Genomic DNA, 19,020 nt, shown 5'->3' on the forward strand with positions numbered 1-19,020 from the left:
GGAGTAGGAAAATGGCCAAGAAGAGCATGAAAAACCGTGAGCTGAAGCGTCAGCTCACCGTTGCCAAGTACGCCAAGAAGCGTGCAGAGCTGAAAGCAATCATCGTTGATCTGAACGCAAGTCCAGAAGCGCGTTGGGAAGCTACCGTAGCCCTGCAGAAGCAACCACGTGACGCAAGCGCTGCGCGCATGCGTAACCGTTGCCGCATCACTGGTCGTCCACACGGCGTTTACCGCAAGTTCGGCCTTGGCCGTAACAAGCTGCGTGAAGCAGCTATGCGTGGCGACGTTCCAGGTCTGGTCAAAGCCAGCTGGTAAGGCGACACCTCTTGCGCCCTCCCGCCGGTTACGCAAGTCACCGGTCGGGATGGCGCCTGAATTTGAATCAAGCCCCTTTTGGGGCTTGATTCATTTCTGGGGTAGGACTAGAATTGCCGGCTCGCCTGAGCCCGTGTTTTTACTTGCCCGGAAGTTCTCGGCGATCAAGCTGTAGCCGCAAGGCTAATTATTTTGTTTTAGGAGCGTCTAGCCCATGAGTATGCAGGACCCGTTAGCGGACATGCTAACTCGTATCCGTAATGCCCAGATGGCTGAAAAGCCCGTCGTAAGCATGCCATCTTCCACGTTGAAGGTTGCTGTAGCAAAAGTCCTGAAGGACGAAGGCTACATTGCGGGTTATCAGATCAGCAGCGAAGTTAAATCCTCGCTGTCCATCGAGCTTAAGTACTTCGAAGGCCGTCCGGTCATCGAAGAGGTTAAGCGCGTCAGCCGCCCAGGCTTGCGTCAGTACAAGTCCTCCGATGATCTGCCGAAAGTTCGTGGCGGTCTTGGTGTGTCTATCGTCTCCACCAGTAAAGGTGTGATGACGGATCGTGCTGCGCGCGCTGCCGGTGTCGGTGGCGAAGTGCTTTGCACTGTGTTCTAAGGGGGGATAAGCATGTCACGCGTCGCTAAGAACCCCGTTAAGCTGCCATCCGGCGTCGAAGTCAAACTCGTCGGCCAGCTGCTTTCGGTGAAGGGTGCCAAGGGCACTCTAGAACTGAACATCCATTCGTCCGTTGAGATTGTTGAAGAAGCTGGTGAGCTGCGTTTCGCTGCTCGCAATGGCGATCAACAAACCCGCGCAATGGCAGGCACCACTCGTGCACTGGTAAACAACATGGTCCAAGGCGTAAGCCAAGGCTTCGAGCGCAAGCTCCAGCTGGTCGGTGTTGGTTACAAGGCGCAAGCAAAAGGCACGGTACTGAACCTTGCACTTGGCTTCTCGCACCCAGTGGACTACGAATTGCCGAATGGCATCACCGCTGAGACCCCCAGCCAGACCGATATCCTGATTCGCGGTATCGATAAGCAGTTGGTTGGTCAAGTGGCCGCTGAGATCCGCGACTTCCGCCGTCCTGAGCCTTACAAAGGCAAAGGTGTGCGTTACGCAGACGAAGTCGTCCGCCGTAAAGAAGCCAAGAAGAAGTAGGGCATAGCAAATGACCGTCAAAAAAGTTACCCGACTGCGTCGCGCTCGCAAAGCACGCCTGAAAATGCACGAGCTAGAAGTCGTGCGTCTCTGCGTGCACCGCTCTTCGCAGCACATTTATGCCCAGGTCATCTCGGCCGACGGCAGCAAAGTCCTGGCAAGCGCCTCGACTTTGGACAAAGAACTGCGTGATGGCGCCACTGGCAACATCGACGCGGCCACTAAGGTTGGCAAGCTGGTCGCCGAGCGCGCGAAAGCCGCGGGTGTATCGCAAGTCGCTTTCGACCGTTCTGGCTTCAAGTACCACGGCCGTGTCAAAGCGCTGGCTGATGCTGCTCGTGAAGGCGGGCTGGAGTTCTAAGTTATGTCAAATCACGACCAAAAACGCGACGAAGGCTACATCGAGAAGCTGGTTCAAGTTAACCGCGTGGCCAAAACCGTAAAAGGCGGCCGTATCTTCACTTTCACTGCGTTGACCGTAGTGGGTGATGGTAAAGGGCGCGTTGGCTTCGGCCGTGGCAAGTCACGTGAAGTGCCTGCTGCGATCCAGAAAGCGATGGAAGCTGCTCGCCGCAACATGATTCAGGTTGATCTGAACGGCACTACCCTGCAGTACGCAATGAAGTCTGCTCATGGCGCCTCCAAGGTGTACATGCAGCCTGCTTCTGAAGGTACCGGTATCATCGCTGGCGGCGCAATGCGCGCAGTGCTGGAAGTTGCTGGTGTCCAGAACGTATTGGCCAAGTGCTACGGTTCGACTAACCCGGTAAACGTGGTTCACGCTACGTTCAAGGGTTTGAAGGGCATGCAGTCTCCTGAGTCGATCGCTGCCAAACGTGGCAAGCGTGTTGAGGAGATCATCTGATCATGGCTACCGTTAAAGTAACGCTGATCAAAAGCATGACCGGCCGCATCCCTAATCACAGATTGTGCATTAAGGGTTTGGGTCTGCGTCGCATCGGTCACACTGTAGAAGTCCTGGATACTCCCGAAAATCGCGGGATGATCAACAAGGCTTACTACATGCTGCGAGTCGAGGGTTAATCGATGAAACTCAATGATCTGAGTCCAGCGCCGGGTTCCCGTCGCGAAAAGCATCGTCCGGGCCGTGGTATCGGTAGTGGTTTGGGCAAGACCGGTGGCCGTGGCCACAAAGGTCAAAGCTCCCGCTCCGGTGGCACTATTGCTCCGGGCTTTGAGGGCGGCCAACAGCCGCTGCATCGTCGCCTGCCAAAATTCGGTTTCGTTTCCCTGAAGGCCATGGACCGCGCAGAAGTGCGTCTCTCCGAGCTGGCTAAAGTGGAAGGCGACATCGTAACTGTGCAGTCCCTGAAAGATGCCAACGTGATTAACCAGAACGTTCAGCGTGTGAAAATCATGCTGTCGGGCGAAGTTACTCGCGCTGTCACTATCAAGGGTATCGCCGCCACCAAAGGTGCGCGTGCGGCTATCGAAGCAGCTGGCGGCAAGTTCGAGGAATAAATGGCTAAGCAAGGTGCTCTCTCAGCGCTCGGCAAAGGCGGTATGTCTGAACTCTGGGCTCGTCTGCGTTTTCTGTTCCTGGCGATTATCGTCTACCGAATAGGCGCACACATCCCGGTTCCAGGTATCAACCCGGACCGACTCGCAGAACTGTTTCGACAGAATGAGGGGACCATTCTTAGCTTGTTCAACATGTTTTCCGGCGGCGCGCTGGAACGGATGAGCATCTTTGCACTGGGGATCATGCCGTATATTTCGGCATCGATCATCATGCAGCTGATGACCGCCGTCAGCCCGCAGTTGGAGCAGTTGAAGAAGGAAGGTGAAGCTGGCCGTCGCAAGATAAGCCAGTACACCCGCTATGGCACCGTTGTCCTGGCTCTGGTCCAAGCTATCGGCATGTCCGTTGGCCTGGCGAGTCAGGGCGTCGCGTTTTCTGGGGACCTGGGTTTCCACTTTGTGGCCGTAACTACCTTCGTGGCAGGTGCGATGTTCATGATGTGGCTGGGCGAGCAGATCACCGAGCGCGGTGTCGGCAACGGTATCTCGATGTTGATTTTCGCAGGTATCGTCGCCGGTCTTCCGAGAGCAATCGGGCAGTCTTTCGAGTCTGCACGTCAGGGTGATATCAATATCTTCGCTCTGGTTGCAATCGGTTTGCTGGCGGTAGCGATCATCGGTTTTGTGGTGTTCATTGAGCGTGGTCAGCGTCGTATCGCTGTTCACTACGCCAAGCGTCAGCAGGGCCGCAAGGTCTTCGCTGCGCAGACCAGCCACTTGCCGCTGAAAGTGAACATGGCTGGTGTCATACCGGCCATTTTCGCGAGCAGCATTTTGCTGTTCCCGGCTTCGTTGGGGTCCTGGTTCGGTCAGTCTGAAGGTCTGGGCTGGTTGCAGGACATCTCGCAGTCGATCGCTCCTGGTCAGCCGTTGAATATTCTGCTGTTTAGTGCAGGGATTATTTTCTTCTGCTTCTTCTATACGGCGTTGATGTTCAATCCGAAAGACGTAGCGGAAAACCTGAAGAAGTCCGGTGCCTTTATTCCGGGTATTCGTCCAGGCGAGCAGTCGGCACGCTATATTGATGGCGTTTTGACTCGCTTGACCATGTTCGGTGCTCTATATATGACGGCCGTGTGTCTGCTTCCCCAGTTCCTGGTGGTCGCGGCAAACGTACCGTTCTACCTTGGCGGGACCTCGTTGCTGATCGTGGTCGTGGTTGTGATGGACTTTATGTCGCAAGTGCAATCTCACCTCGTTTCGCACCAGTATGAATCCCTGATGAAGAAAGCCAACCTGAAGGGCTACGGTGGCAGCGGCGGTATGCTGCGCTGAAGCACCCCTAAGGTTCGAGGAGTTGGTGATGAAAGTTCGTGCATCGGTGAAAAAGCTGTGCCGTAACTGCAAGATTATCCGCCGCGAAGGTGTGGTTCGAGTAATTTGCAGCGCGGAACCACGTCATAAGCAGCGCCAAGGCTGATTGTGATTTGTGCTTAAGCCCAGCAGCTAGTGCGCTGCTGGGTTGATTATTTGTTACTACAGCGATATTATCTCGCGCCCTATTTCTTGGCTTCCGGGGCGTAGGTAGCTGTCAATTGGAGTCCCACTGAATGGCCCGTATTGCAGGCGTTAACATTCCAGATAACAAGCATACTGTTATCTCGTTGACCTACATCTATGGTGTTGGTCGCACCACCGCACAGAAAATTTGTGCAACCACCGGCGTAAACCCGGCGGTGAAAATCAAAGATCTGAGCGACGAGCAGATTGAACAGCTGCGTGGCGAAGTGGCGAAGTTCACCACTGAAGGTGACCTGCGTCGCGAAATCAACATGAAAATCAAGCGCTTGATGGACCTGGGCTGCTACCGCGGTCTGCGTCATCGTCGTGGTCTTCCAGTGCGCGGTCAGCGTACCAAGACCAACGCGCGTACTCGCAAAGGTCCGCGTAAGCCGATCCGCAAGTAATCGCACCAGCGCAACGACAGGAATTTAGTCATGGCAAAACCTGCTGCTCGTCCTCGTAAAAAAGTTAAAAAGACAGTGGTTGATGGCATCGCCCACATCCACGCGTCGTTTAACAACACAATCGTCACCATTACCGATCGTCAAGGTAACGCTCTTTCGTGGGCTACCTCCGGCGGTTCGGGTTTCCGTGGTTCGCGCAAGTCCACTCCGTTCGCTGCTCAAGTAGCTGCTGAGCGTGCTGGTCAAGCTGCGCTGGAGTACGGTCTGAAGAACCTCGACGTCAATGTCAAGGGTCCAGGCCCAGGTCGTGAATCCGCTGTCCGTGCATTGAACGGCTGTGGCTATAAGATCGCCAGCATCACCGACGTGACGCCAATCCCGCACAACGGGTGCCGTCCGCCGAAGAAGCGCCGCGTGTAATCCAGGAGACTGTAAGAAATGGCTCGTTACATTGGTCCAAAATGCAAACTTGCTCGTCGTGAAGGCACCGATCTCTTTCTGAAGAGCGGCGTTCGCGCTATCGAATCCAAGTGCAACATCGAAGCAGCTCCAGGTATCCACGGCCAACGTCGTGGTCGCCAGTCCGATTACGGTACTCAGCTGCGTGAAAAGCAAAAAGTCCGTCGTATCTACGGCGTTCTCGAGCGTCAGTTCAGCGGCTACTACAAAGAAGCCGCCGGCAAGAAAGGTGCAACAGGCGAGAACCTGCTGCAACTGCTCGAATGCCGTCTGGACAACGTTGTATACCGCATGGGCTTCGGCTCGACGCGTGCCGAATCCCGTCAATTGGTTTCGCACAAGTCGGTCAGCGTAAACGGCAAAACCGTTAACGTTCCTTCTTATCAGGTTCGTGCTGGCGACGTCGTTGCTATCCGCGAAAAAGCTAAGAATCAGCTGCGTATTGTCCAGGCTCTCGATCTGTGTGCCCAACGTGGCCGCGTAGAATGGGTAGAAGTAGACACTGAGAAGAAATCGGGCGTTTTCAAGAACGTTCCAGCTCGCAGTGATCTATCCGCCGACATCAACGAAAGCCTGATTGTCGAGCTCTACTCCAAGTAAGGGCTAGAAAATAGGTGCATCCATGCAGATTTCGGTAAATGAGTTCCTGACACCCCGCCACATTGATGTGCAGGTTGTCAGTCCAACCCGCGCCAAAATCACTCTCGAGCCTCTCGAGCGTGGTTTCGGCCATACCCTGGGCAACGCGCTTCGCCGCATTTTGTTGTCCTCCATGCCCGGCTGTGCAGTAGTCGAGGCCGAGATTGACGGTGTACTCCATGAGTACAGCGCCATCGAAGGTGTACAGGAAGACGTCATTGAAATCCTGTTGAACCTTAAAGGTCTGGCTATCAAGCTGCACGGTCGAGACGAAGTTACGCTGACCTTGTCGAAGAAGGGTTCGGGGGTGGTTACCGCTGCCGATATTCAGCTGGATCATGATGTCGAGATCGTTAACCCCGATCACGTAATCGCTAACCTGGCGTCTAACGGCGTCTTGAACATGAAGCTCACCGTAGCTCGTGGTCGTGGTTATGAGCCGGCAGACTCGCGTCAAAGCGATGAAGACGAAAGCCGCAGCATTGGTCGCTTGCAGCTTGACTCTTCGTTCAGCCCGGTTCGCCGTATCGCATACGTGGTGGAAAACGCCCGTGTCGAACAGCGTACTAACCTGGACAAGCTGGTTATTGATCTGGAAACCAACGGTACTCTGGACCCTGAAGAGGCTATCCGTCGCGCTGCAACCATCCTGCAACAGCAGTTGGCTGCGTTCGTGGACCTCAAAGGCGACAGCGAACCAGTGGTAATCGAACAGGAAGACGAGATCGATCCGATCCTGCTTCGTCCGGTTGACGATTTGGAACTGACTGTGCGTTCGGCCAACTGCCTTAAGGCGGAGAACATCTACTACATCGGCGATCTGATTCAGCGCACCGAAGTAGAGCTGTTGAAGACTCCGAACCTGGGCAAGAAATCCTTGACCGAGATCAAGGACGTTCTGGCTTCTCGTGGTCTCTCCCTCGGCATGCGCCTCGACAACTGGCCGCCGGCAAGTCTTAAGAAGGACGACAAGGCTACGGCCTGATCGTCGTAATCACCGAACGCGAGTTTGGTAAGGAATGAACCATGCGTCATCGTAAAAGTGGACGTCACCTGAGCCGTACCAGCTCTCACCGCAAAGCCATGTTTCAAAACATGGCGGTGTCGCTGTTCGAGCACGAGCTGATCAAAACTACCCTGCCGAAAGCCAAGGAACTGCGCCGCGTTGCCGAGCCGCTGATCACCCTGGCCAAGGAAGACAGCGTTGCCAACCGTCGTCTGGCTTTCGACCGTACTCGTTCGAAAGAAATCGTCGGCAAACTGTTCAACGATCTGGGCAAGCGCTATGCAACCCGTCAGGGCGGCTACCTGCGCATCCTCAAGTGCGGTTTCCGCGCTGGCGACAACGCGCCAATGGCGTACGTCGAGCTGGTTGATCGTCCTATCGGTGGCTCTGTAGAAGCTGCTGAATAAGACATCAGTTTGAACATGAAACCGGGCCTAGTGCCCGGTTTTTTGTTGCTCGCGATTCAGGCAGGCTAAACCAGGGTGTTAATCAGCATACGTTGAATTGTGGGGCTGACTCGAAGTGCGAAACAGAACCGCCCTCATTTGGGCGGTTTTTCGCTTCTTAACGGCGTAATTTCGCCACTTTTCGTCGGTTTATTGCGTTTTTCTCAGTGACCTCGCGCGGCGCTTGGTTCAAACTATCGGCTTTGAAGCAGGAGTCTGGTGCGATGCAAGGCCACCCGGAAGTAATCGATTATCTCAACACGTTGCTCACGGGCGAACTGGCAGCTCGTGACCAATATTTCGTTCACTCACGCATGTACGAAGACTGGGGCTTTTCGAAGCTCTATGAACGTATCAATCATGAGATGGAAGAAGAGGCGCAACACGCTGATGCGCTGATGCGCCGTATCCTAATGCTCGAAGGCACGCCGCGCATGCGCCCGGACGACCTCGATGTCGGCACCACAGTGCCTGAGATGCTCGCCAGCGACCTGCGTCTCGAATACAAGGTACGTGCTGCCCTGTGCAAGGGTATCGAGCTCTGTGAGCTGCACAGCGACTACGTGACCCGCGAAATCCTGCGCGTACAGTTGGCTGATACGGAAGAAGACCATACCTACTGGCTCGAACAGCAGATGGGGCTGATCAAGTCCATCGGCTTGCAGAACTACCTGCAATCGCAGTTCTGATTCAGCCGCTCATAAAAAAGCTCCTGCACTTGCGTGACAGGAGCTTTTTTGTATCCGGGTTCGACTGATGCCGAACCCGTTTTCATCACACGTGTCAGGCTTTGTCTCTGGTCAACAGAGGTTTCAGGTAATGACCGGTGTAGGACTGTTCCATCTCGGCGACCTGTTCAGGTGTGCCCGTCGCTATGATCTGCCCACCTCGCGAACCGCCTTCCGGACCCAGATCCACCAGCCAGTCGGCTGTCTTGATCACATCCAGGTTGTGCTCGATCACCACCACGGTATTGCCGTGGTCGCGTAGGCGATGCAATACGTCTAGCAACTGCTGAATATCCGCGAAGTGCAGACCGGTAGTCGGCTCATCGAGGATGTACAGCGTTTTGCCAGTGTCGCGCTTGGACAGCTCACGCGACAGCTTGACCCGCTGCGCTTCACCGCCTGACAAAGTCGTCGCCGATTGCCCCAGCTTGATATAGGAAAGCCCTACATCCATCAGGGTTTGCAGCTTGCGCGCCAGTGCCGGAACGGCGTCGAAGAACTCACGCGCTTCCTCGATGGTCATTTCCAGTACTTCGTGGATGTTCTTGCCCTTGTACTTGACCTCAAGCGTTTCACGGTTGTAACGCTTGCTCTTGCACACATCGCAGGGTACGTAGATGTCTGGCAAAAAGTGCATCTCGACCTTGATCAGCCCGTCACCCTGGCACGCCTCGCAGCGGCCGCCTTTGACGTTGAACGAGAACCGCCCCGGACCGTAGCCCCGCGAGCGTGACTCCGGAACCCCGGCGAACAGCTCGCGAATCGGCGTGAACAGCCCGGTATAGGTCGCCGGGTTGGAGCGCGGCGTACGACCGATAGGGCTCTGGTCGATGTCCACCACCTTGTCCAGGTGCTGCAGGCCATTGATGCTGTCGTGCGTAGCCGCTTCCAGCGTCGTGGCGCCGTTCAGCGCCGTAGCGCTCAGCGGGAATAGCGTGTTGTTGATCAGCGTCGACTTGCCCGATCCGGACACACCCGTCACGCAGGTCAGCAGACCGATCGGGATTTCCAGGTTGACGTTTTGCAGGTTGTTGCCACGCGCGCCCTTGAGGGTCAGCGAGAGCTTTTTGTTACGCGGGGTGCGCTTGGCAGGAACGGCAATCTTTACGCGCCCAGACAGGTATTTGCCGGTCAGCGAGTCGGGGTGCGACATCACTTCGTCCGGCGTACCTTCGGCAACGATATGACCACCATGCACGCCGGCACCCGGGCCAATGTCGACCACGTAGTCGGCCAGGCGAATCGCATCTTCATCGTGCTCGACCACAATCACCGTATTGCCAATGTCGCGCAGGTGCTTGAGGGTGCCCAGCAAACGATCGTTGTCGCGCTGGTGCAGACCGATGGACGGCTCATCGAGGATGTACATCACCCCGACCAGGCCCGCACCGATCTGGCTGGCCAGACGAATACGCTGTGCTTCGCCGCCGGAAAGGGTGTCCGCGCTACGGTCCAGGGTCAGGTAGTCCAGGCCCACGTTGACCAGAAACTGCAGACGCTCGCGAATTTCCTTGAGGATCTTGTCGGCGATCTCGCCACGTCGTCCGGTCAGCTTGAGTGTTTCGAAGTAATGCGTCGCGTCGCCAATCGGCAGATTGGTGACTGCGGGCAGAGTCTTTTCACCCACCCACACATGGCGCGCTTCACGACGCAGACGAGTGCCTCGACAGTCAGGGCAGGGCTGCGTGCCCAGGAACTTGGCGAGCTCTTCGCGGACTGTGGCCGATTCGGTTTCCCGATAGCGACGCTCCAGATTCGGCACGATGCCTTCGAACGGGTGCGCGCGCTTGACGATATCGCCGCGGTCATTCAGGTAGCGGAAGTCGACACTCTGCGAGCCACTGCCGTTTAGCAGGATCTTCTGCATGTCGGCCGGGATCTGCTTGAACGGCATTTCCAGGCTGAAGCCATAGTGCTTGGAGAGCGAGCCGAGCATCTGGAAGTAATAGACGTTACGCCTGTCCCAGCCTCGTATCGCGCCTTCGGCAAGCGTCAGTTCGGCATTCACCAGCCGCTTGATATCGAAGAACTGCTTCACGCCCAGGCCGTCACAGGTCGGGCAGGCGCCAGCCGGGTTGTTGAAGGAGAACAGCTTCGGTTCCAGCTCGCTGATCGCATGGCCACAGATAGGGCAGGCGAATCGGGCGGAGAAAATCACTTCCTCGCCCGGCTCGTCGTCCATGGGCGCAACCAGGGCGATACCGTCGGCCAGCTTCAGGGCGGTCTCAAAGGACTCGGCCAGGCGCTGCTGCAGGTCGGCACGGACCTTGAAACGGTCCACGACCACATCGATCGAGTGCTTCTTTTGCTTGTCCAGCTTCGGCAGCTCATCCAGCTCGCACAGCTTGCCGTTGACTCGCGCCCGGACAAAGCCCTGCGCGCGCAGCTCTTCAAAAACCGAAAGATGCTCACCCTTGCGCTCGCGGATAACCGGCGCAAGCAGCATCAATTTGCTGCCTTCCGGCTGTGTCAGCACCAGGTCGACCATCTGGCTGACCGTCTGGGCCTCCAGCGGGATATCGTGGTCCGGGCAGCGAGGCTGGCCGACGCGCGCATACAAAAGACGCAGGTAATCGTAGATTTCGGTGATCGTACCCACGGTCGAGCGCGGGTTATGTGAAGTAGACTTCTGCTCGATGGAAATCGCCGGCGACAGACCTTCGATCGTGTCGACGTCCGGTTTTTCCATCATCGACAGAAACTGGCGGGCATAGGCCGACAGCGATTCGACATAGCGGCGTTGCCCTTCGGCGTACAGCGTATCGAAAGCCAGTGAAGACTTGCCTGAGCCGGAGAGCCCGGTGATAACGATCAGTTTGTCGCGGGGAAGTGTCAGGTCAATATTTTTCAGGTTGTGGGTTCGTGCCCCACGTATCAGGATCTTGTCCACTGCGGCCTCGCTTGGCGGGCATAAACGACGGAGTATACGGCTCCGAGCCATCACGCGGCAAAGCGTCGCGTATGTGCTGTACAACGATGGGACTGGTAGAATCGCCGCCGGTTCACACGAGGTTATTCCATGCACGATACCCACAGCGAGCGTATGAGTAGCGGCGAGACCCGCGCAGCAGGCGGTCTGGCCCTGGTGTTCGCGTTCCGCATGCTTGGCATGTTCATGGTCTTGCCGGTTCTGGCAACCTACGGCATGGACCTGGCAGGCGCGAGCCCTGCACTGATCGGTCTGGCGATTGGCGCCTACGGCCTGACCCAGGCGGTGTTGCAGATACCGTTCGGGATCATTTCCGACCGTATCGGCCGGCGACCGGTCATTTATTTCGGCCTGATCATCTTTGCGATCGGCAGCGTGGTGGCGGCGAACGCGGATTCGATCTGGGGAATCATTGCCGGACGCATCCTGCAGGGGGCTGGCGCTATTTCCGCGGCAGTCATGGCGCTGCTCTCTGACCTGACCCGCGAACAGCACCGCACCAAGGCCATGGCCATGATCGGCATGACCATCGGCCTGTCGTTCGCCATCGCCATGGTCGTCGGCCCGGTCATCACCGGCATGTTCGGTCTTTCCGGATTGTTCCTGGCCACCGGCGGCATGGCCTTGATAGGCGTTCTCATCGTCGCCTACGTGGTGCCCAAGGCCAGCGGGGCGTTAATGCACCGCGAGTCCGGCGTCGCCAAACAGGCACTGGGGGCGACGTTGCGTCATCCGGACCTGCTGCGCCTGGATTTGGGTATCTTCGTGTTGCATGCGATGCTCATGTCCAGCTTCGTGGCCTTGCCGCTGGCGCTGGTCGAAAAAGCCGGTTTGCCCAAGGAACAGCACTGGTGGGTGTACCTGACCGCTTTGCTGGTTTCCTTCTTCGCGATGATCCCGTTCATCATCTATGGCGAGAAGAAACGTCAAATGAAGCGCGTTCTGCTGGGCGCCGTCACAGTTTTGATGCTGGCTGAGCTATTCTTCTGGGCATACGGGGACACGTTGCGGGCACTGGTCATCGGGACAGTGGTATTCTTCACCGCGTTCAACCTGCTGGAAGCGTCGTTGCCGTCGCTGATCAGCAAGGTTTCACCGGCCGGCGGAAAAGGCACGGCAATGGGAGTTTATTCCACCAGCCAGTTTCTTGGATCGGCCGCAGGTGGGATACTGGGCGGCTGGTTGTTCCAGCACGGTGGGCTCGATGTGGTGTTCCTGGGTGGTGCAGCCATGGCCGCCGTCTGGCTCGCCTTCGCAGTGACCATGCGAGAACCGCCTTACGTGACCAGCCTACGTCTGCCGTTGTCGCCGCAGGCGCAGCGTGAAGCAGGCCTGGCAGAGCGTTTGATGTCCGTAACAGGCGTGACAGATGCAGTGGTGGTTGCGGAAGAGGCAGCCATCTACATAAAACTCGACACAAAATTATTGGATCGTGCCTCTCTTGAAAAGCTGGTCAATCCAGCGTCAGAAGCGTGCGAAGCCTAGGAGAACGTTATGGCCCGTGGGGTTAACAAAGTCATATTGGTCGGTACATGCGGCCAGGATCCCGAAGTTCGCTACTTGCCTAACGGTAACGCCGTGACCAACCTGAGTCTGGCAACCAGCGAACAGTGGACTGACAAGCAGTCCGGTCAGAAAGTCGAAAAGACCGAATGGCACCGTGTATCGATGTTCGGCAAAGTCGCCGAAATCGCTGGTGAATACCTGCGCAAGGGTTCGCAGGTGTACATCGAAGGTAAGCTGCAGACCCGCGAGTGGGAAAAAGACGGCATCAAGCGCTACACCACTGAAATCGTCGTCGACATGCAGGGCACCATGCAACTGCTGGGCGGCCGTCCACAGGGCGACGCTCAACAAGGTCAGGGCGGTGGCGGCAACTACAACCAGTCCGCACCTCGTCCACAGCAGTCGCGCCCACAACAGTCGGCGCCGCAGCAATCTGCACCTCAGCAGAACTACAACCAGCAGCCGCCACAACAGCGCGACTCGCGCCCAGCGCCGCAACAACAAGCGCCGCAGCCAGCTGCTGATTTCGACAGCTTTGATGATGATATTCCGTTCTAGCGCATAGCTGAGATCAGTTTGTAAAGTTTTTCTCCTAAAGCCCCAAGATCTCTGCTCTTGGGGCTTTTTCTTTGTCTAAAAAAAGTAAGAATAGAATAGCCGGCGTTGCTAGGAGGATAGTTGGGGATGTTTGTAAAGAATTTCGCTAAAAAAGCACACACCTGTAGTGGTCAACTGATCCCGGACACGACGTTAAGGTTTTTCTCGTACTGAGCGGGCGCCATTACATCATTGAACTGGTGTGGCCGAATCCAGTTGTAACGATGCATCAGATAATGGCTGATATCCCGCTGAGCCTCTTGGGCCGTCATGTAGCCCACGGGCGGTATCCACTCAGTTTTCAAACTGCGCAATACACGTTCCATCGGCGAGTTGTCGTAGCAATTACCTCGGCGACTCATGCTCTGGCGCATGCGGTATCGCCAAAGCCGCTGGCGAAACTGTCGGCTCCCATATTGGGAGCCCTGATCTGAGTGAAACAGCAGGCCCTGAGGCTTGCCGCGTTGCTCATAAGCCATGTCCAGCGCCTTGATGACCAAGTCCGTGTCCGGTTTGTTTGAAAACGCCCAGCCCACCACCCGACGCGCATAAAGATCCATGACCACCGCCAGGTAACATTTTCCTTGCGCCCAGATGTAGGTGATGTCGCCACACCAAACCTGATTGGGCGCGGGTACATCGAACTCCCGATTCAAAATGTTCGGAATGTCAGGCCTCTCCACTGTTGCTTTTTTATAAGCATGAGAGCCCGGTTGCTTGCTGATTAATCCCAGCTCCCGCATCAAGCCACGCACCTTGAACCGACCGATTTGCTCGCCATCTTCCTGCAATATCGACACGATACTGCGGCTGCCGGCAGCGCTTCGACGTTGCCCGAACAGCTCATTGACTCGGCTGAGTAAACGAACCCGCTCGTCGTCTGGAGACCGACGCCGCTGGCAATGGTCGTAGTAGCACGAGCGGGGTATCTCGAACGCTTCGCACAGCAACTCGATCGGCTCTTGGACACTGAGCTGATCGATCAGCGCATGCGCTCGTGTTATTCCGACATCAAGAGCGCGGTAGCCTTTTTTAAAATGGATTTCTCCCGCTCAAGACAGACAATCCGGGCTTCGAGCTCCTGAATTTTCTGCTGCTCGGGTGTAATGGCTTTGCTCTGGGGCGTTACGCCATTGCGTTCCTGCTGGAGCTGGCTCACCCAGCGACGCAGCGCAGACTCGACCACTCCAAGCGAGCGGGAAGCTTCGATATGGCTATAACCTTGATCGAGCACGAGACCTGCGGCCTCACGTTTGAATGCAGCGGAGAAGGTACGGCGTTGCTTGGTCATCAGACACCTCTATATCTGGCGATATTCTCGCCTAAATGAGTGTCCGGAATCATGAGACCACTACACAATCGCCTGAAGCCATTTCGTCAGATACCAGTACAATATTTTTAGGATTCGAAATTATCAGATGGAGCAGCACGTATGCCAACGATCGACTTCACCAATATTCGCAGCGCTCCAAAGAGCAAAAATGATAGTTTTGAAGCCTTATCTGTGCAGCTCTTTCGCTTCAGTTGCGATTCTCCTGATGGCTCAAGCTTCTACAGCCTCCGAGGTGATGGCGGAGACGGTGGTGTTGAGGCGTATTTCCGTGCACCAAACGGGGACGTGTTGGGAGTACAGGCAAAGTATTTTTTCCAGCTTGGCGCCAAAGAGCTAGGACAAATAACAAAATCGGTCGCAGCTGCCCGCCTGAACCATCCAGCCCTTTCTGAGTACTGGATCTACATCCCGTTCGATCTAACCGGCCGAGTCGCGGGAGGCGCGCGCGGGCAGGGTGAGGTCGAGCGATTTGAGAGTTGGAAAAAGGAGCTAGAACAGCTTGCCTACGCTGAAGGTCAGCGCGTCAAAATCACTTTGTGTAGCGCTACAGTAATGCGTGAACAGCTCCAGCGTTTGGATACGCATGGAGGCATCCGTCGGTACTGGTTTGACGATTCTGTACTTACACCGGTTCAGGTTCAGCAATGCCTTGACCATGCTCGTGAGTTTGCTGGTCCGCGTTATATGGGTCAATTAGACGTGGTGACCGATGCCCATGACATCCTGGATTTCTTCGGTGGTACTGCTGATTTTTCAAACTGGCGACGCCAGATATTTTCCCCAATCCTAAGCGAGCTGAGATCACTGCGCAGACGCACGAACGACGTTTTCGATCTGATCAACAAGGACAAAAAAGCAGAAGCAGAACGCTTGCTTGAACATTTGTCGTCACAGCTAGCTGAGGTTTGGCAGGTCGAGAAACCGGAGCAGTCAGTCATCCAAGCGTTGAAAACTGTTATTCAGCTACAACCCATTTTGCTCACAGCAAAGGAGGGTCAAGAGGCGGCGTTTGCTCAGCAGCATGGTCTTGAAAGTGACACCCCGAGTTTTCGGCAATTCAATGCCGAATACATGTGCGCTTTTCCCGCCGGGGCTATGGATGCGGCAAGAGAGCTTTTCCAGCTTAATCAATCCATGGAAAAGATTCTGACCTGTCCCCAAATGAGCGTTTCAGAGGGCAACTCGTCGGACCTGCGGGTGTCGGAAAAACCCACGCAATAGTCAGCGCCTCCTATCGGCGTTTCGCAGAAGGTGGTCTGTCTCTTGTGGTGTTTGGAGACGATTTTGATGGTGGCGAGCCTTGGGAAACCATTCGAAGCAAGCTTGGCTTTGGTGCTCAGATTGGGCGTGATGATCTGTTCCAGTGTTTGAGCACTTCCGCCGAGCACGCTGGCCTACCGTTTGTAATATTCATTGATGCATTGAATGAAAGTCGGGCTGCTGCCCGTTGGAAGGCAAAGCTTCCCGAACTGATCCAGCAGTGTAAGCCATACCCTGGAGTAAAAATTTGCGTATCTGCTCGTGATACTTATAGAGACTTGGTTACTGATTCCAGATTTCCAGGCTATGCATTTGAACACCGAGGTTTTAACGGACAAGGAGTCGAAGCACTCCAAGCGTTCGCTGATTTTTATGGGCTTGATTCAGAAATCACTCCTCTTTTTTCGGAGGAGTTGAGCAATCCGTTATTCCTCCATTTGGCATGCAAAACTTTGCAGGAGGAGGGGAGTAAAACCCTCGATGTATCCTTGCCAGGTTTTTCTGCTTTGCTCGAACGGCACCTCAAACATAGCAACGTCGTGGTCAAAGAGCGACTAGGCTATTCAAGTCCGAAAAACTTGGTCCGCCAATCGATGCTGAGTCTAGCGCAAAGGCTCACGAGTGCATCAGCAAGTGATCGGCTTTGGGAGTCCTGCGCTGCTGGCCTTCGTGACGTGGTGGGGGCAGAACTGACGCCTGAAGTATTCATTCGGGAGCTTCAGCGTGAAGGCCTAGTCATACTCACTGAAGGAACCGATGACGCTTGGACGGTTAGGCTTGGATACGAGCGATATGGCGACGTACTTCGAGCTATTGCACTGGTGGATGGTCACACGCATGAGTCTGGTGAACTCGATGTAAAAAAATTAGGCGCCAGCTTGGTCTCGCTTCCGTCTGAGGACAGAGGCTTGTTGGAAGTACTTGCGGCGGTACTTCCCGAGAAAACGGGAACTGAAATCGTAAATCCCGATATTGGATTGGAGGCGGAGCTTGCCAACCGATTGTTCGTTCACGGATTAGCGTGGCGCTCCAGCAAAAGCTTCGAAAATAACGGCCTGGAAGATGAAATCTTTGCTGCATTGAAGGTGCCGGGACTTTGGGAGGACTTATACGAAGTCTTTGTAAAAGTCAGTTTGGTGCCTAACCACCGTCTTAACGCAGAGCTATGGCTGGACAACTTTTTGACTCGTCAGCCTTTGGTAAATAGGGATGTTTACCTATCACGTGCAGCGTTCAAGTCATATGACAATAATTACGCGGTCAAGTCCCTGCTGAATGCCTCTCTGACCGCTGACATCATGCGATGGCCAAGTGAAAGCCGACGATTAGCTACCATTGTTCTTGGGTGGCTGACGTCTTGCGCGGACCGTCGCGTTCGCGATCAAGCATCGAAAGGACTGGTGCGTTTGATGGTGGCTGATTCACAGCTCGCAGCTGGATTTGCAAGAAACTTTTTGGCGTCCGATGATGATTACATTCTTGAGAGTGTGGCGGAGGCCATATATAGCGCTTGTCTGATCGCACGCGCGCACCGTCCCGCATTCATTCCAGCCCTTCGGGTACTGGTCTCTCACGGATACGACCGAGCCAATGTGATCATTCGGGATTCGATTCGGATGCTCGCGGAGTTACTCAAAGATTACGGTATCGATGAGCCGCTAAGAGAGCGGTTGGGGCGCTTTCCGAGTAAAAGTCCAGTCATACAAGCATGGCCGACGCTCGTGGATGCCAAGCCACTTCTCGATCTGGAGCATCTTTCCTCGGATATGAAGCTTTGGGGCTCAAACATTGGGCCTGATTTTTGGCGGTATCAGGTGGAGGGGAAGGTCTCAGGGTTTGATCTGAAGGCTGCTTCGGTAACGAAGGAAAACATTGCCTGCTGGATTATGGTCGAGACCTTGGGGCTCGGTTTTCCTGGCTACAAGAAAGGAGCACTGAATTACGACCGAGCCTTGAATAGTGAGTTTGGCTCCGGCCGGGCGCGAGCGGGCTACGCCGAACGGCTTGGCAAAAAATACTACTGGATCTCACTCCATCGACTCCTAGGGGTCCTTTCAGATCACGTCCCTCCGTGTTCGTCATATCAAGGCACTGTGCCTGGGCCAGAGCATTACTGGTCAGTGGATGTACGAAAGCGTGATTTAACCGATATGAGAGATGTAATTTCTCAGAGATCCTATCCAGACAGCATATTACGCCTGCGCGACTACGCTTTTCCTTCCCATGAAAGCGATGTCAAAACGTGGGTTAAGAGCGATGATTTCGCGACGCACGAGACTCGCTTATCTTGCACAGATGCCAATGGTGTCGTGTGGATTGCTCTACAGCGTAATGAAGCCGCCAACGATTTGGGTGAGGATGAAGCGTGGACAACGCCGTATCTTTCATTTGATGTTTTCTACACGTCGGTACTAGCCGACGAAGAGGTTTTTGGTACGAGATCCTACGATGGCATCGACCGTGCTTTTTCTGATCAGGCGAGCTGTTACCGAAGCTTTTTAGGAGAGTACCCGGACGGCGCTGCTTTCAATCAATTCGTAGAGGAAGGCACGACCAATACCCATTGTGACGAAATGGCACGCACAATGGTGACATTGAGCCGGGGCGGCGAATGGGAGTATGAGTTTACATCTGAGACTGATCGACCAAACCTAGATGTGCCGTGCCAAGATATTGTTAGGACACTGGATCTCATTTGGGATCAGCAACGTGGATGGCTGGATGAGTCAGGTTCTCTCATCGCTTTCACCTCCGGTCCCTACCGCAACAATGCGTTGTTTATACGCAAAGCGGCACTGGATTCATTCTTGAAAAAAACAGGGAAAAGCCTACTTTATAGGAGATTCGCGAATCGCGGTTTTATTGATCAGCGAGGGCGCGCTGGTTCACAAGTCGACTTTCGAACCTACCTTAAATACGTCCCACAGTATGGCTTCGTGGTTATGCATGAGGAGTCGGAACTGTTCGAGTGACGTCTCATTTGTTGGCGTTGTCCCTACGGCAAAGGAACGGCGTTCTTGTGGCATGGGCGCATGCTTAAAAAGGCTAGAATGGTGTCCACTTAAATTTAGGTGGGCACCATCGCTTTAAGCAACGGTATCAGGAAGGTGTGTTGCCCGGACGGTTATGGCCAGTCCCTTGGCCGCTGCATGTTTAATCCTCTAGGCCCAGCCGTTTGAGACTTTCCAGTGCCCGTCC

General features: G+C 55.1%; 21 protein-coding genes. 19 read left to right on the forward strand and 2 right to left on the reverse strand.

The window, feature by feature from the left end; all coding sequences use genetic code 11:
- The first annotated feature begins 11 nt into the window (after positions 1 to 11).
- The 15 genes from rpsN to bfr all read left to right on the forward strand — a co-directional run bounded on the left by rpsN (position 12) and on the right by bfr (position 8,158).
- Positions 12 to 317 carry a 30S ribosomal protein S14 gene (gene rpsN, locus P406_RS01390; RefSeq protein WP_002555476.1) on the forward strand — a complete coding sequence of 102 codons (306 nt, stop codon included), beginning with the start codon at positions 12 to 14 and terminating at the stop codon, positions 315 to 317.
- Between the two features lie 214 nt (positions 318 to 531).
- The gene (rpsH, locus tag P406_RS01395) at positions 532 to 924 is read left to right on the forward strand and encodes a 30S ribosomal protein S8 (RefSeq protein WP_002555475.1); all 393 of its coding nucleotides are present in this window, start codon (positions 532 to 534) and stop codon (positions 922 to 924) included.
- A 12-nt stretch (positions 925 to 936) separates the two neighbouring features.
- Positions 937 to 1,470 carry a 50S ribosomal protein L6 gene (gene rplF, locus P406_RS01400; protein ID WP_002555474.1) on the forward strand — a complete coding sequence of 178 codons (534 nt, stop codon included), beginning with the start codon at positions 937 to 939 and terminating at the stop codon, positions 1,468 to 1,470.
- 10 nt (positions 1,471 to 1,480) lie between these two features.
- Complete coding sequence (gene rplR, locus P406_RS01405; RefSeq protein WP_002555473.1) at positions 1,481 to 1,831, forward strand: 50S ribosomal protein L18; 351 nt, start codon at positions 1,481 to 1,483, stop codon at positions 1,829 to 1,831.
- Positions 1,832 to 1,834: 3 nt separating this feature from the next.
- Positions 1,835 to 2,335, forward strand: coding sequence for a 30S ribosomal protein S5 (gene rpsE / locus P406_RS01410; protein ID WP_003317099.1), 501 nt, complete (start codon positions 1,835 to 1,837; stop codon positions 2,333 to 2,335).
- A 2-nt stretch (positions 2,336 to 2,337) separates the two neighbouring features.
- The gene (gene rpmD / locus P406_RS01415) at positions 2,338 to 2,514 is read left to right on the forward strand and encodes a 50S ribosomal protein L30 (RefSeq protein ID WP_002555471.1); all 177 of its coding nucleotides are present in this window, start codon (positions 2,338 to 2,340) and stop codon (positions 2,512 to 2,514) included.
- A 3-nt stretch (positions 2,515 to 2,517) separates the two neighbouring features.
- Entirely contained in the window at positions 2,518 to 2,952 is a 435-nt protein-coding gene (gene rplO, locus P406_RS01420; RefSeq protein WP_002555470.1) for a 50S ribosomal protein L15, read from the forward strand.
- Complete coding sequence (gene secY, locus P406_RS01425; protein ID WP_002555469.1) at positions 2,953 to 4,287, forward strand: preprotein translocase subunit SecY; 1,335 nt, start codon at positions 2,953 to 2,955, stop codon at positions 4,285 to 4,287.
- 28 nt (positions 4,288 to 4,315) lie between these two features.
- Complete coding sequence (gene rpmJ, locus P406_RS26990; RefSeq protein ID WP_002555468.1) at positions 4,316 to 4,432, forward strand: 50S ribosomal protein L36; 117 nt, start codon at positions 4,316 to 4,318, stop codon at positions 4,430 to 4,432.
- A 130-nt stretch (positions 4,433 to 4,562) separates the two neighbouring features.
- Positions 4,563 to 4,919 carry a 30S ribosomal protein S13 gene (gene rpsM, locus P406_RS01430; RefSeq protein ID WP_002555467.1) on the forward strand — a complete coding sequence of 119 codons (357 nt, stop codon included), beginning with the start codon at positions 4,563 to 4,565 and terminating at the stop codon, positions 4,917 to 4,919.
- 30 nt (positions 4,920 to 4,949) lie between these two features.
- Entirely contained in the window at positions 4,950 to 5,339 is a 390-nt protein-coding gene (gene rpsK / locus P406_RS01435) for a 30S ribosomal protein S11 (protein WP_002555466.1), read from the forward strand.
- Positions 5,340 to 5,357: 18 nt separating this feature from the next.
- The gene (rpsD, locus tag P406_RS01440; RefSeq protein WP_002555465.1) at positions 5,358 to 5,978 is read left to right on the forward strand and encodes a 30S ribosomal protein S4; all 621 of its coding nucleotides are present in this window, start codon (positions 5,358 to 5,360) and stop codon (positions 5,976 to 5,978) included.
- A 22-nt stretch (positions 5,979 to 6,000) separates the two neighbouring features.
- Positions 6,001 to 7,002 (forward strand): DNA-directed RNA polymerase subunit alpha, encoded by a 1,002-nt coding sequence (locus P406_RS01445; protein ID WP_002555464.1) that lies wholly within the window; start codon positions 6,001 to 6,003, stop codon positions 7,000 to 7,002.
- A gap of 41 nt (positions 7,003 to 7,043) precedes the next feature.
- Entirely contained in the window at positions 7,044 to 7,430 is a 387-nt protein-coding gene (rplQ, locus tag P406_RS01450) for a 50S ribosomal protein L17 (protein ID WP_003317096.1), read from the forward strand.
- Positions 7,431 to 7,693: 263 nt separating this feature from the next.
- Positions 7,694 to 8,158, forward strand: coding sequence for a bacterioferritin (gene bfr / locus P406_RS01455; RefSeq protein ID WP_003317095.1), 465 nt, complete (start codon positions 7,694 to 7,696; stop codon positions 8,156 to 8,158).
- Positions 8,159 to 8,252: 94 nt separating this feature from the next.
- Here bfr and uvrA read toward each other — a convergent pair whose 3' ends face one another.
- On the reverse strand, positions 8,253 to 11,087 hold the full coding sequence (uvrA, locus tag P406_RS01460) for an excinuclease ABC subunit UvrA (protein WP_003317094.1): 2,835 nt from the start codon (positions 11,085 to 11,087) through the stop codon (positions 8,253 to 8,255).
- A 129-nt stretch (positions 11,088 to 11,216) separates the two neighbouring features.
- On the opposite strand from uvrA, the gene P406_RS01465 reads away from it, so the two are divergent.
- Positions 11,217 to 12,611 (forward strand): MFS transporter, encoded by a 1,395-nt coding sequence (locus P406_RS01465; RefSeq protein WP_003419605.1) that lies wholly within the window; start codon positions 11,217 to 11,219, stop codon positions 12,609 to 12,611.
- A 9-nt stretch (positions 12,612 to 12,620) separates the two neighbouring features.
- Positions 12,621 to 13,190 carry a single-stranded DNA-binding protein gene (locus tag P406_RS01470; protein WP_003426596.1) on the forward strand — a complete coding sequence of 190 codons (570 nt, stop codon included), beginning with the start codon at positions 12,621 to 12,623 and terminating at the stop codon, positions 13,188 to 13,190.
- A gap of 170 nt (positions 13,191 to 13,360) precedes the next feature.
- Here the strand turns inward: P406_RS01470 and P406_RS01475 are convergent.
- A protein-coding gene (locus tag P406_RS01475) for an IS3 family transposase (RefSeq protein WP_156174817.1) occupies positions 13,361 to 14,520 on the reverse strand; the annotation gives its coding sequence in 2 pieces (ribosomal slippage) (positions 13,361 to 14,265 and positions 14,265 to 14,520; 1,161 coding nt in all).
- 141 nt (positions 14,521 to 14,661) lie between these two features.
- On the opposite strand from P406_RS01475, the gene P406_RS29635 reads away from it, so the two are divergent.
- Together P406_RS29635 and P406_RS26740 are read left to right on the forward strand one after the other, a co-directional pair.
- Positions 14,662 to 15,783: a hypothetical protein gene (locus P406_RS29635; RefSeq protein WP_046235104.1), complete on the forward strand. Its 1,122-nt coding sequence runs from the start codon at positions 14,662 to 14,664 to the stop codon at positions 15,781 to 15,783.
- Positions 15,784 to 15,827: 44 nt separating this feature from the next.
- A complete protein-coding gene (locus P406_RS26740) occupies positions 15,828 to 18,794 on the forward strand; it encodes an NACHT domain-containing protein (RefSeq protein ID WP_235810277.1) in 2,967 nt (988 codons plus the stop codon).
- The last annotated feature ends 226 nt before the right edge of the window (positions 18,795 to 19,020 follow it).

It is taken from the genome of Pseudomonas syringae pv. coryli str. NCPPB 4273 (assembly GCF_000972175.1).
Classification (GTDB): Bacteria; Pseudomonadota; Gammaproteobacteria; order Pseudomonadales; family Pseudomonadaceae; genus Aquipseudomonas; species Aquipseudomonas syringae.